Raw genomic sequence first — 13,134 nt, forward strand, 5'->3', positions numbered from 1 at the left:
GGGAATGACGGAGAGCTGAATGTGGAGCAGGGCGTCGCGCACCGCTGGGGCGAGCGCCTCCGCACGTGGTGTTGGGACAAGTTCGCGACCCTGCATCGAAAACAGCTCGTCGCCGAAATAGGTGCGCAGTCGCGCGATAGCCGCGCTCATGGCCGGCTGACTGAGGTTGATCATGCGTGCGGCGGCCGTGAGCTTGCGCTCAGTCATCAGCGCGTCGAGCGCGACGAGGAGGTTTAGATCTAGGCCTTTGAAACGCATGTGCGGCATCCATAGCGCAGATGATCGTTATCCAAACAATCAATTTTACCAACCTTGCAGAGTCCTATTAGAGAAGCCTGAGGTTAATGAAATCAAGGTGCGGCGTGAGAAAAGTTTCAGAAGTACAGGATGGTTTCGAATTTGGATCCGTCGCCTAAGCGCTCGGCCAGCGGTCCAGCGCTACAGTTTGTGTCCCCGGTGTGACTTGCCGGGTACTCACCGCTTCGACCGTGCTTTGAAGAAACAACACACTGGAGTTCTTACATGTCCTTAAAAGTGCAGTGGAAACTATGCTGGGAAAATCAGCTGGAACGGGCAGACCACCAGGAGCTCTCAGAGTTTTTTCGAAAAACTTATGGGCCAACAGGAGCGTTCCACGCGAAACCATTCGAGGGCGGCCGCAGTTGGGCCGGCGCGAGGCCGGAACGCCGTGCAATTGCTTACGACTCGCTCGGGATAGCAAGCCATATGGGGGTGTTGCGCCGTGTTATTAAGGTTGGTGACACTGATCTGCTTGTGGCTGAACTGGGATTATACGCGGTGCGACCCGATCTGGAAAAAATGGGCATCGCTCACTCGGTAGGTGCTTTGTCTCCAAGTCTGCGGGAGCTTGGCGTCCCATTCGCCTTTGGTACGGTTCGGCACGCCATGCGGAACCACGTTGAGAGATACTGCCAACACGGTATGGCTAGCATTTTGACCGGAGTTCGTGTGCGGTCGAGCATCCCAGAAGCCCATCCGGATCTCCCCTCCACGCGCACCGAGGACCCCCTCGTAGTAGTATTCCCGGTTGGACAACCGATGAGCGACTGGCCGCCAGGCACATTGATTGAACGAAACGGAATGGAGCTATGAAGCGCCCCGATTATATATGCGAGGTGCCGAGTAACTGCGATGACCGGACCGAAGATCGTAGTATTTACTTGACGTTTGACGACGGCCCCAATCCATACTGGACGCCGCAAATCCTGAATGTGCTGGCTGAATACGGCGCGCCGGCGACTTTCTTCGTCATCGGTGCGTATGCGAAAAGCCAGCCGGAACTCATCCGACGGATTGTCGCGGAAGGTCACGAAGTGGCTAACCACACGATGACACACCCGGACCTGTCAACATGTGGGCCTCTCGAACTTGAACGCGAGATAATTGAGGCAAATGAGGCCATTATCGCCGCTTGTCCTCAGGCGGCCGTCCGACACATACGAGCACCTTACGGTGTCTGGAGCGAGGAAGTGCTTACAACATCGGCGGGCGCTGGGCTGACTGCGGTACATTGGTCGGCAGACCCGCGAGATTGGTCTCGCCCTGGCGCCAATGCGATTGTCGATGTAGTGCTGGCCTCGGTTCGGCCCGGTGCAATCGTGCTGTTGCACGACGGATGTCCTCCCGACGAGTTGGGCCAATGCGCGGTTACCTCTCTGCGTGACCAAACTCTCACGGCGCTTTCCCGTATTATCCCGGCGCTGCATGAGCGTGGTTTTGCGATTCGTCCACTTCCCCGCATAACTGAACAGACGAGAACCCATGTATCTGCTTGACACAACCAGCACCGCCGCTATCTCGATCTACGCGCTGCTATTGACGGCTTACAAGAGCATGCAAGTCCTATATGCTCGGCCTTTAAACGGTCCAGCAGTGTCGGCAGCACCGATCGAGACCGGCCCTCTGCCAGCCGTGGATGTTATCGTCCCCAGTTTCAATGAGGATCCAGGCATCCTCTCGGCGTGCCTAGCGTCCATTGCAGACCAGGATTATCTTGGAGAACTGCGAGTCTACGTTGTTGACGACGGTTCTCGGAACCGAGAGGCTATCGTGCGTGTACATGATTCCTATGCGCGCGATCCGAGGTTCAGCTTCATTCTGCTCCCAGAGAACGTCGGAAAGCGGAAAGCACAGATCGCTGCGATAGGTCAATCCTCTGGGGATCTGGTGCTGAATGTGGACTCAGACAGCACGATCGCTTTCGACGTTGTCTCGAAGCTTGCCTCGAAGATGCGAGATCCAGAGGTCGGTGCGGCCATGGGCCAATTGACGGCTAGCAATAGAAGTGACACTTGGCTGACGCGATTAATCGACATGGAGTATTGGCTTGCCTGCAACGAAGAGCGCGCGGCACAGGCTCGTTTCGGTGCCGTTATGTGTTGCTGCGGCCCATGTGCTATGTACCGCAGGTCCGCGCTCGCTTCTTTGCTTGGTCAGTACGAAACGCAACTGTTCCGCGGCAAACCAAGCGACTTCGGTGAGGATCGCCATCTGACGATCCTCATGTTGAAGGCAGGCTTTCGAACTGAATATGTTCATGACGCGATAGTGGCGACAGTCGTTCCGGATAGGCTGGGATCGTATCTGCGTCAACAACTGCGTTGGGCACGCAGCACGTTCCGCGACACATTTCTAGCACTCCCTCTACTGCGCGGCCTCGACCGCTATCTCACGTTGGACGTAGTCGCGCAGAACGTCGGGCCCCTATTACTCGCCCTTTCCTTAGTGACGGGACTGGCGCATTTCATAATGACGGCCACAGTGCCATGGTGGACGATTTTGATGATTGCATCCATGACCATGATACGCTGTAGCGTGGTAGCATTGCATTCTCGCCAACTTAGATTTCTTGGTTTCGTTCTGCACACACCCATCAACCTCTTTCTCTTACTTCCCGTGAAAGCTTATGCGTTGTGTACATTGTCGAATAGCGACTGGCTGTCGCGCGGTTCCGCGCCAAACGTACCAGTCAGCGGGGCAAAGCAGATCCCAATACAAAGCTCACGGCTGGTGCCACCTGACTGCACTTGCAGCGGAGAGTGACACATGAGACAGGCAGTAAAAGATCAATTGTTAGATGGTGAGTTGGCCCAAGACGTTCCGCGTCGGCTTGAGCTGAATCCGTTCGTGACGGAGGGCGACACGGGTCTAAGCGTTAAGACTTCCAAACCCGGCTCCATACCAACCGTGGCAATCGATCTTGCCAGCGTAACAAAGTCATACGGTAACAAGCCCGTAGTTAACGGACTGTCGTTCACTGTTGCGGCCGGTGAGTGCTTCGGTCTGTTAGGCCCGAACGGTGCGGGCAAAAGTACGATTACGCGCATGATCCTCGGCATGACAACGCCTGGTAGTGGCGAGATCACGGTGCTTGGGGTGCCAGTGCCCGCGCGGGCTCGTTTGGCACGCATGGGTATCGGTGTAGTTCCGCAGTTCGACAACCTCGACATTGAATTCACGGTGCGTGAGAACCTGCTGGTCTTCGGGCGCTATTTCCGGATGAGTACGCGCGAGATAGAAGCGGTCATCCCGTCGCTCCTTGAGTTTGCTCGCCTCGAAAGCAAGGCGGATGCTCGTGTTTCGGATCTATCTGGCGGCATGAAGCGGCGGCTGACACTTGCACGTGCACTCATCAACGACCCCCAGCTCCTGATATTGGATGAGCCGACCACTGGACTTGACCCGCACGCACGTCACTTAATTTGGGAACGGCTGCGGTCGCTGTTGGCACGCGGCAAGACGATTCTCCTGACCACACATATCATGGAAGAGGCAGAGCGGCTGTGCGACCGGCTGTGCGTGCTCGAAGGAGGGCGCAAGATCGCTGAAGGCCGACCTCACGTGCTAATAGACGAGCACATCGGTTGCCAGGTGATTGAGATATACGGTGGGAATCCCCATGAGCTAAGTGCATTGGTCAGTCCGTATGCCCGCCACATCGAGGTGAGCGGCGAGACCGTCTTCTGTTATGCGCTCGACCCGAAGCAAGTGCGAGTCCAACTGGATGGGCGCGCAGGTGTGCGCTTTCTACAGCGTCCACCTAATCTTGAGGACGTTTTTTTACGGCTAACCGGGCGGGAACTGAAGGACTGAAGGATGTGGAAGCTTTATGCGGCGGCTCTGCCCGCCAACGGGTGGAATTGGATTGCCGTGTGGCGCCGCAACTATCTCGCGTGGAAGAAGGTCGCGCTAGCGTCGATCCTTGGTAACCTCGCCGACCCATTGATTTACCTGTTCGGCCTGGGTGCGGGCTTGGGGGTGATGGTGGGGCGCGTTGACGGCGTTTCGTACATTGCATTTTTGTCGGCAGGAATGGTGGCGACAAGCGCGATGACTGCGTCGACTTTCGAAACGATCTACGCAACTTTCGCTCGCATGCGCGCTCAGCGCACGTGGGAAGCAATCCTTCACACACAGGTCACGATCGGCGATATCGTGCTCGGTGAGTTGGCGTGGGCAGCGACCAAGGCTTCTTTGGCGGGTACAGGAATTGGTATCGTCGCCGCTATGCTGGGCTACGCGGAATGGCCGTCCCTCCTTTATGCGCTGCCGGTCGTCGCCCTGACTGGCTTAGCGTTTGCGAGTCTGGCGATGATCGTCACGGCACTTGCGCCCAGCTACGAATATTTCATATTTTATCAGACGCTCGTCATAACACCGATGCTATTCCTGTCGGGCGCTGTCTTCCCGGTCGACCAGCTGCCGGGCGCTTTTCAACACGCAACAAGATTCTTGCCGCTGGCCCATTCGATCGATGTTATCCGTCCGATAATGCTCGGCAATCCGCTGGTGAATGTCGGTCTACATATAAGCGCTCTTTGCTTCTATGCAGTAGTACCGTTTTTCTTGTCGACCGCATTGCTCCGTCGGCGCCTAATGCCTTGACTCAAATTCGTCGCGACTTTACGCCGTTTCGATCATGGATATCATCGTCATTAATCGGAAGCGTCGGTCGATCGGCATGGACGGTCTAGGCGCGCTAGCGTTTGGATAACTCATCCCTCTGGATTGTTGATAGCCGCTGCGCGGGACGGCCATCCGGCGGAAACATCAATCGACGTGGATGCGCGGCTGAGCCACCCACCTCCTCGTGTCGGGGAGTTGCTACACGCGGAGACCACCAGCGAGGCGCCGCAGAAGACGGCGAACATCCCCAGTGGGCGCATGGAAAGAGATTGAAAGAGGTTCGCTTCTGTATTGCGCAATTGAAAGCGGCGTCATTTGCCTTGCATCCTGCGGTCAAGGAATTCCTCGATCGCGTGCGCCAGTTCTGTCAGTTGATGGCCAACGGTACGTATATGAAGTTCCGGGTTTTCCGGGGTTTCATAGGGCGAGGATACACCGGTGAAGTTCGCGATCTTACCTGCGAGCGCCTTCTCATAGAGGCCCTTCGGATCGCGGCGTGCGCACTCCTCGATCGGAGTGTCTACGAAGATCTCGATGAACTCGCCCTCCTCCATCATTTCCCGCGCCATTCGCCGCTCATCGCGGAACGGTGAGATGAAGGACACGAGGACGATAAGACCGGCATCGGCCATGAGCTTCGCCACCTCTGCCACGCGGCGGATGTTCTCGACCCGATCCTCTTCGGTAAAGCCAAGGTCCCGGTTGAGGCCGTGACGCACATTGTCGCCATCGAGCAGGTAGGTATGCTTGCCCTGGGCGTGAAGTATCCTGTCCAGCTCGTTAGCGATGGTCGATTTGCCGGAGCCCGAAAGCCCGGTGAACCAGAGAACGGCAGGAAGCTGGTTCTTCATGGCGCTGCGCGCGACCTTGTTCACCTCGAGCGCATGCCAGTGGACGTTATCCGCGCGCCGAAGCGGAAAGTCGATCAACCCCGCGCCGACCGTGGCGTTCGTCACCCGGTCGACGATGATGAAATTGCCCGTGGCCCTATTGTCCTTGTAGGCGTCGAAAGCGATCGGCGTCTGTGTCGAGATGTTGCAGACACCCACTTCGTTCATCTGCAGCGACTTCGCTGCCTCGCGGACGAAGCTGTTGATGTTGACCTGGTGCTTGAGTGCGGTGACCGTCGCACTGACGCTGTCTGTCTCCGTTCTCAAGATGTAGCTTCGTCCCGGCATCATCGGGCTCGCATCGAACCAGATCACATGCGCCTGAAATTGGTCGGCCACGAAGGGCCGGGCGCCAGGCGCTACGAGCATATTGCCGCGGGAGGCGTCCACCTCGTCGGAAAGGACCAGTGTTACCGCCTCGCCCTCCCCTGCCGTCGCAAGCTCCCCGTCATAGGTCACGATCGCCTTGACCGAAGTGCGCTGCCCGGTTTTCGCGACGACGACCGGATCGCCCACGGAAATCCTGCCGCAAGAGATCTGACCCGCATAGCCGCGGAAGTCCGAGTTCGGCCGCATGACCATCTGAACTGGGAAACGGAAAGGCTTGGCCCGGTCCATCGGCTCAAGCTCTACCGTTTCAAGATATTCGAGCAGCGCGGCGCCTCTGTACCAGGGCGTATTGGGGGAAGCCGAGATGACGTTGTCGCCGTCTCTCGCTGAGATCGGTATCGGCCGGATGCTGGCAAAACCGAGCTCTTTTGCAAAAGCCATGTAGTCGGCGACGATCTCGTCGTAACCCTTTTGTCGAAAATCTACGAGATCGATCTTATTGACGGCTAGCACGACATGGCGGATTCCGAGAAGCGAGGCGATATAGGAATGCCGTCGGGTCTGCTGAAGGATGCCCTGCCGGCTGTCGATGAGGATGATGGCGAGATCTGCCGTAGAGGCGCCGGTCACCATGTTGCGCGTATATTCCTCGTGGCCGGGCGTGTCGGCGACGATGAACTTGCGCTTGGACGTCGCGAAATAACGGTAGGCGACGTCGATGGTGATCCCTTGCTCGCGCTCGGCCTCGAGCCCGTCGAGAAGCAGAGCGAGATCGATTTCCTCGCCGTTGGCAGCACCGGGAGAACCGACGCGCCCGAGGTTTGCAAGTTGGTCCTCGAAAATCAGCTTCGCATCATAGAGCAGTCGACCGATCAGGGTCGACTTGCCGTCGTCGACCGACCCGCATGTGATGAACCTCAGGATCGACTTGTTGTTGTGGTCGGCCAAATGCGCTTCAATGTCATGTGGCGGTATGGATTGAACAAATGACATCAGAAGTAGCCCTCCCGCTTCTTTTTCTCCATTGCCCCGACTTCATCCGAGTCGATCAGGCGGCTCTGCCGTTCAGACGTGCGCACCGTCAGCATTTCCCGCAATATGTCGGGAACCGTGGCAGCCTCGGACTCCATCGCCCCAGTCAGCGGATAGCAGCCAAGGGTACGGAAACGGACCTCGTGCTCGAGAACCTCCTCTTCGGGCTGGATCGGCATTCGCTCATCGTCGACCATGATCAGCATCCCGTCGCGCCGAACGACTGACCGCCGAGCCGCGAAATAAAGCGGTACGATCGGAATGTCCTCGCGCAGGATGTATTGCCAGATGTCGAACTCGGTCCAGTTTGAGAGCGGGAAGACGCGCATGGTTTCGCCCTGCCCCACCCGCGTATTGTAGGTCTTCCACATCTCCGGGCGCTGACGCTTCGGATCCCAGCCGTGCTGGGCACTGCGGATGGAAAAGATACGCTCCTTGGCCCGTGATTTCTCCTCGTCCCGCCGCGCGCCCGCCAGCGCCGCGTCGAAACTGTATTTCTCCAGCGCCTGCCGCAGCCCCATCGTCTTCATGATGTGGGTGTGAACATTGGAGCCGTGCGTGAAGGGGCCGATGCCCTGATCGATCCCGTCCTGATTGACATGGACGAGCAGGTCGAAGCCCAGCTCCCGCGCCATTCGATCGCGGAACTCAATCATCTCCCGGAACTTCCATTTCGTATCGACGTGCAGGAACGGAAACGGCGGCTTGCCGGGATAGAACGCCTTCATTGTCAGATGCAGCAATACGGAGGAGTCCTTGCCGATCGAATAAAGTGCTACCGGGTTGGAGAATGTTGCAACGACTTCTCGAATTACGTGGATCGATTCGGCTTCAAGCCGCCGAAGATGAATAAGAGACATTTATGCCTTGTCTATGCTCAGGTACTCGTTCGAGTTGCACCTGCACCGACGAACTCGGGCAGGCTGCAATGGTTGATTAGCCGGAACTTTTTTGCGGCCCGGCTATCCGGTCGTTCAATGGAATCACGTCTCCTTCTTACCTACCTGAATGCCCGTTGCGTTATGGTCTCGGCCGACGGTTGCCGGGCAGGCGCTCGGTGGCTCCTGCCTCGCTCAAGGCAGCTGCCCCCTGCGCATGCAGCACGCGGGCGATCGCCCCACGGATGGCTCCCGATGCGCCAGCGACGAGCGCCTTCCGACCGTTCAATTCGAACATGTCTTATCCTCTTGTGAATTCAATTACCTCAGGTTCATAGTATCTTCCTCGCCGCAGCCGCCGGCAGCGATGTCGCGGCTGATGCGCGGGGTAGGTCAGACAACACCTTGCCAGCTCCGCTTTCGTCGAAAATACAGGCTCTCGAGAGGCGAACCATTCCACCGCTGATGCCGGTAAACGCTGGCAATGCCTCAACGACGTCTCGCGTAGATCCGTTGCGCCACCGGAAAAGCTGGCTCACATGAACGCAGGCCGATCACGCGATCTCTGAAACGCTAGGCCCAACCTCAACCGCTGCCAGACCCGCCGCTCCTTCTCCTGACGAGACCGGCGCCCAACGCCGCTCGACGCACGCAATCACCTTAATCTGATACAAACAGGGCTTCTCATACCCATTCAAGAGGTGAACCTACAGGATCAACTCACATGACTTTTACGGCTGCCTGAATGCCAGAACAGCGTTCACGCCGCCCATGGCGAAGGCGTTACTCATCGCGACCCGCACCTTACGCTCACGCGGTACGTTGGGCGTGACGTCCAGATCGCACTCGGGATCTGGCTCAAGATAGTTGGCGGTCGGTGGCACGACACCTTCTTGTATCGCCATCACGCAAGCGATCATTTCAAGCGCACTCGCTGCGCCGAGGCAATGCGCGTGGGTGGACTTGGTGGAAGAGACAGACATCGAATAGGCATGGTCTCCGAAGACGCGCTTGATGGCTGCGGTTTCGATTTGATCGTTAGCCTTGGTGCCGGTGCCGTGCGCGTTGAGGTAGTCCACGTCTTCGGCGTTCAGTCCCGCATCGGCAAGGCAAGCGCGCATCGCCGACTCCGGCCCATGGACAGCCGGTGCGGTGATGTGGAAGGCATCGGCGGAAAGGCCAACACCGGCGACCTCGGCAAGTATCGTTGCACCGCGGGCAGCGGCATGTTCATAGCTTTCCAGCACGGCCATGCCCGCACCCTCGCCGAGTACCACGCCCTTCCTGTCGGCGGAGAAGGGTCGGCAAGTGTCCGGAGCGAGTACGCGCATAGTTTCCCATGCCTTCAGCATGATCCAGACAAGTGGGGCATCGCTGCCTCCGGCAAGCATGACGTCGGCCCGACCGCACTTGATCTGGTCTACCGCCGAAGCGATCGCATGGTTGGCCGAGGCACATGCGGAGGTAACGCCGAAGACTGGGCCCCGCAGGCCGAGGCTCATACCGACCTGGCAGGCGGCGGCACTCGGCATCGCCTTTACAACAGTGAAGAGCTCAGTGCGCGTCGCTCCGCCTAGAAGTAGGGTGCGGTAGGCTTTTTCGGTCGCGTCCCATCCCCCAGAGCCAACGCCCACTGTGGCGCCGAAACGAAGGGCATTTCCTTCATTGCAGGAAAGTCCGGCCTGACGCATGGCTTCGTGCGCTGCAAGCACGGCAAGCACACTAAAACGATCCATTGAGACGAGCTGCTTGCGGTCGATGTCGTGCTCAGGGAGCGTCCTGATCTCAGCCCCGACTATGCCCTTCAGCCCGTGAAGCTCTGAATTGAGAAGCGGACCAATGGCGGAGCGGCCTTCGCGCATCCGTTTCCAGATGGAGGTGGCGTCGGTGCCCAGTCCGCACAGGCCCCCCATTCCGGTGATGACAACTCTCCTATCCATTCAAGCCTCCTTAGTGCGCAAGCCGCGGATGGCTTCCACCATGTCGCCGACGTTCTGCAGATTCGACCAGGCCTCGGCCGTGTTCATCTCGATCCTGATACCGTAGGCCTTTTCCAAGTCCCAGAGGATGTCTGCCAAACCAAGCGAATCGACACCTATCGAGGTCAATTCCGTGGCAGCCGTTAATTCGCCGACAATCGATGCAGTCCCTCCATCGCCGCTCTCTAATTCGACGCGGCTCTTGATGATGGCAATGATTTCCGTTGCGAGTTGATCTACCATTCTGTTCCCTTTAGCTCGTGTTTCGACGTGTCTGCTGCTTAATTCCTGAGGCGCGTCGCATCGCGAAAAATTGCCATCAGGCTTGCGCGACCGTCCAAGCCCAATGCTCATAGGAGCCGGGCGAAATCCGGCTAGTCTGCGCCGAAGGTCCGATGACGAAGAACATCATTGGCCTCAATCGTGTGGAGCTTGTGCTATGTATTAGTGCGATTGGTAAAATCGATTGTTTGGATGTAGGCCATCTGTACAATGGATAGCTGAAGAGCACATTGCACATTACCCATTCTCGTAGATCTAACGAGTAAGCCTAATCTCACGGATATGTGATGCATCCAAAGAAGCACCACCGAAACATCTTGCCGTGAACCATACCAATTGACACTTTCGTCACTTTGCCAGACAGCGCTGTGTTCGCGCTCCACCGCATGACGTCCTCAGCTGTTGAAGATTCGGCTATGCAGCTCGCTACTCATATTAACCGCGTGGATGCATGTCATAAAAACAATCTATTTTACCCATCTGGCCAAACGCGATTAGAAAGCTTGCTTTAATCCGTCCTGATTTAGATGAGGAAAAGAGGCGGAGGCGCCGGCGCAACGGGGCCAAACACAACCAAACGAGAAGGTCTAGCTCTGACGAGGTCAGGATCAAGGCGGGGCATACGATGATCAGCACTTGGGGAGCAGCGCCGGCCTCCCCAGACTGGATGAGCCTATGGATAGCCAGGATTCTTTGCTGGAACGACCGCTGTTAAATGGAGACACGCTGAATGACCCAATCCACACTGTCGCCTGAACCATTTGCAATCCTTGCGATGCCAAGGACCGGTACCCACTACTTGGAAGAATGTTTAAACGAGCATCCGAATGTGCTGAGCAACGGTGAATTGCTCAACACATACGACACGAACTGGCCTGATCAAGAACGCCTGCTACTCAGCGACCGCGAGCTCCTTGAACGTGCCTTCATGCGCTATCCCCTACGAAGCGACAAGAAGGTGATGCATGTGGGCTGCAAGATCAACGAACCTCAGTTTCAAGAGCGTCCAGGTTTTTTTGCCGAGCTGGCCGCTTGGCCAGGCCTTAAGATTATCCTTGTGATTCGCAGAAACACATTGGAATCACTGAGATCGTTTGTGCAGGCAAGGCAAACCCGCCAGTGGCTTAAGTTCGATTCGGACAATGCCGCGCCACCGCCACCAGTGACGTTATCATTCGCCACATGCGAAGCTTACTTCAAAGCTGCCGACGATTTCCACGCTCGCGTGGTGAACGCCGTTGATTCAAGCAAGATACATTTAATCGAGTATGAGAGGCTTCTTCGCGATCCCCACGCTTGCATGGCAACGATCTTAGATTTCCTCGGCGCTCCCGCGATGCAGCTTTCCGATCGCGGCATTCTTCGGCGTCAAGAAATGCGCCCATTGGACCAAACGGTACGGAACTTTCATGAGTTGCGGGTTCATTTCGCACATGGACCTTACGCGAGCTATTTCGAACTTGGTAAAGAGCTGGCTCCGTTCGTCTGAACAGTTCCCGGCGTTTGTTAAGTGGTTTTTCGCCTGCCGGTTCTGATCTTATGGCATGGTGAGGCGACCCTGGTGTTGACCACGGACAGAAGCATGATCCTGGTGACGAGATTTTGGTGCTGAGGGACTTGACGAACAAAGGCCCATTACAGAAGCATTTTCTCATAGTCGAGTCGTCGCGATGATTTACCAGACCGTCCGCTAGGTGCTTTAGTGACCGTCTACCCTGCTGTTGATTTGCATCTCGCTAGAATGAGTTTTCAACCATACCCAGGGCGCTGATGGGATACGGACTTTGCATGGCATGGGCTGACCGGTGGGCACTAGTATGGCCATCCCTTGATCTGACTCGGAGCGATTCCATCGATATACTGAGGAAAATCGCGGAGAGAAGTCGCTGCCACGGCAGATGTTCTCACTCCGAACGTGGCGGACTGGTTGTCCGCGGCGTCCTCGTCCTCGGCCGCCGCGATCCCGCCGAAATTCGAGTGGCGCGACACTAATGACATCTGCCCGCCTGGTATGCCCAAGAGGCTGCTGACGAAGCAGGGTCCGGAGGCCATCATCTGTCCGGAGGCAGATTCGATCCCGTGTGCCCGTAGGAACGAAGCCGACGCAAGCCCTGAATGGCAGCGACTTTCACGGTCCTCTCGTATTTTTTCAACGACGGGCAAAGAGAAGGCCAAGCGAGGGCCTGTATGAGGCGGCGCGGACTGGCTCATCATTAATCCGTAGCTGGTGGCCGCCTGCCAGAGTTTGCCGGTGAAATTGGCGCCTAAGAAGATGCTCGCTCCCCCTACAAGCTGTGGGGAGCGAGCTGCACCACAATCCATTTCGCACGTAAAGTACGTCCTGAAGGTTATCCGAAGGCGCATGTCAGGAAACCTCGACAGAACGAACTGACGCTTGTCGGTTTCCGCGGCCTTAAGCTCGGCCAGGTCTTCGAGAGGCCGTGGGGGTTCCCTTCGTCGGAGCTGTCCTGCCGTGATGCCGAGGTCTATTCGGCAAAATGTTGGCCTGAACTGATCGTTCGGATGGTGACCTTCCCTATTATGGATACATATGAAGATATGCGTTTCAAAGGCCTTGATCTAAATCTCCTCGTCGCACTCGACGCACTGATGACCAAACGAAGCGTGACCGCAGCGGCACGCATGATCAACCTCAGTCAGCCGGCCATGAGCGCGGCTATCGCGCGACTGCGCACCTATTTCGGCGACGAGCTGTTTTCGATGCAGGGTCGCGAACTTGTCCCAACACCACGTGCGGAGGCGCTCGCCCCAGCGGTGCGCGACGCCCTGCTCCACATTCAGCTCTCCGTCATTGCC

The 13,134-nt window shown here is 57.2% G+C and carries 10 protein-coding genes and 3 pseudogenes; 7 read left to right on the forward strand and 6 right to left on the reverse strand.

Annotated elements, in window-relative coordinates; all coding sequences use genetic code 11:
• A pseudogene (gene nodD1, locus LPU83_RS37870) lies at positions 1–258 on the reverse strand (transcriptional regulator NodD1); the annotation flags it as partial.
• 264 nt (positions 259–522) lie between these two features.
• On the opposite strand from nodD1 (LPU83_RS37870), the gene LPU83_RS37875 reads away from it, so the two are divergent.
• The 5 genes from LPU83_RS37875 to LPU83_RS37895 are packed head-to-tail and all read left to right on the forward strand — an operon-like array spanning position 523 to position 4,905.
• Positions 523–1,113, forward strand: coding sequence for a NodA family N-acyltransferase (locus tag LPU83_RS37875; RefSeq protein ID WP_024318768.1), 591 nt, complete (start codon positions 523–525; stop codon positions 1,111–1,113).
• On the forward strand, positions 1,110–1,796 hold the full coding sequence (nodB, locus tag LPU83_RS37880) for a chitooligosaccharide deacetylase NodB (protein ID WP_024318767.1): 687 nt from the start codon (positions 1,110–1,112) through the stop codon (positions 1,794–1,796). Before LPU83_RS37875 ends, nodB begins: the two co-directional genes overlap by 4 nt.
• A complete protein-coding gene (gene nodC / locus LPU83_RS37885) occupies positions 1,783–3,063 on the forward strand; it encodes a chitooligosaccharide synthase NodC (protein WP_024318766.1) in 1,281 nt (426 codons plus the stop codon). Before nodB ends, nodC begins: the two co-directional genes overlap by 14 nt.
• 3 nt (positions 3,064–3,066) lie before the next feature.
• Complete coding sequence (gene nodI / locus LPU83_RS37890; RefSeq protein WP_032494651.1) at positions 3,067–4,113, forward strand: nodulation factor ABC transporter ATP-binding protein NodI; 1,047 nt, start codon at positions 3,067–3,069, stop codon at positions 4,111–4,113.
• A gap of 3 nt (positions 4,114–4,116) precedes the next feature.
• Positions 4,117–4,905: an ABC transporter permease gene (locus tag LPU83_RS37895; protein WP_024318764.1), complete on the forward strand. Its 789-nt coding sequence runs from the start codon at positions 4,117–4,119 to the stop codon at positions 4,903–4,905.
• A gap of 332 nt (positions 4,906–5,237) precedes the next feature.
• On the opposite strand, the gene nodQ is transcribed toward LPU83_RS37895, so the two are convergent.
• From nodQ to LPU83_RS37920, 5 genes and pseudogenes are all read right to left on the reverse strand, one after another.
• Complete coding sequence (nodQ, locus tag LPU83_RS37900) at positions 5,238–7,139, reverse strand: bifunctional sulfate adenylyltransferase/adenylyl-sulfate kinase NodQ (RefSeq protein WP_024318763.1); 1,902 nt, start codon at positions 7,137–7,139, stop codon at positions 5,238–5,240.
• Positions 7,139–8,038: a sulfate adenylyltransferase subunit CysD gene (gene cysD, locus LPU83_RS37905; RefSeq protein WP_024318762.1), complete on the reverse strand. Its 900-nt coding sequence runs from the start codon at positions 8,036–8,038 to the stop codon at positions 7,139–7,141. The genes nodQ and cysD overlap by 1 nt, the downstream gene beginning before the upstream one ends.
• Before the next feature lie 223 nt (positions 8,039–8,261).
• Positions 8,262–8,354 (reverse strand): annotated as a pseudogene (locus LPU83_RS37910) (beta-ketoacyl-ACP reductase); the annotation flags it as partial.
• 433 nt (positions 8,355–8,787) lie between these two features.
• Positions 8,788–9,996: a beta-ketoacyl-[acyl-carrier-protein] synthase family protein gene (locus tag LPU83_RS37915; protein ID WP_024318761.1), complete on the reverse strand. Its 1,209-nt coding sequence runs from the start codon at positions 9,994–9,996 to the stop codon at positions 8,788–8,790.
• Complete coding sequence (locus LPU83_RS37920; protein WP_024318760.1) at positions 9,997–10,278, reverse strand: acyl carrier protein; 282 nt, start codon at positions 10,276–10,278, stop codon at positions 9,997–9,999.
• 769 nt (positions 10,279–11,047) lie between these two features.
• Here LPU83_RS37920 and LPU83_RS37925 point away from each other — a divergent pair.
• Positions 11,048–11,806 carry a sulfotransferase gene (locus LPU83_RS37925; RefSeq protein ID WP_024318759.1) on the forward strand — a complete coding sequence of 253 codons (759 nt, stop codon included), beginning with the start codon at positions 11,048–11,050 and terminating at the stop codon, positions 11,804–11,806.
• 1,070 nt (positions 11,807–12,876) lie between these two features.
• Positions 12,877–13,134: pseudogene (nodD1, locus tag LPU83_RS37930) on the forward strand (transcriptional regulator NodD1); the annotation flags it as partial.

Source organism: Rhizobium favelukesii (assembly GCF_000577275.2).
GTDB classification, from domain to species: Bacteria; Pseudomonadota; Alphaproteobacteria; order Rhizobiales; family Rhizobiaceae; genus Rhizobium; species Rhizobium favelukesii.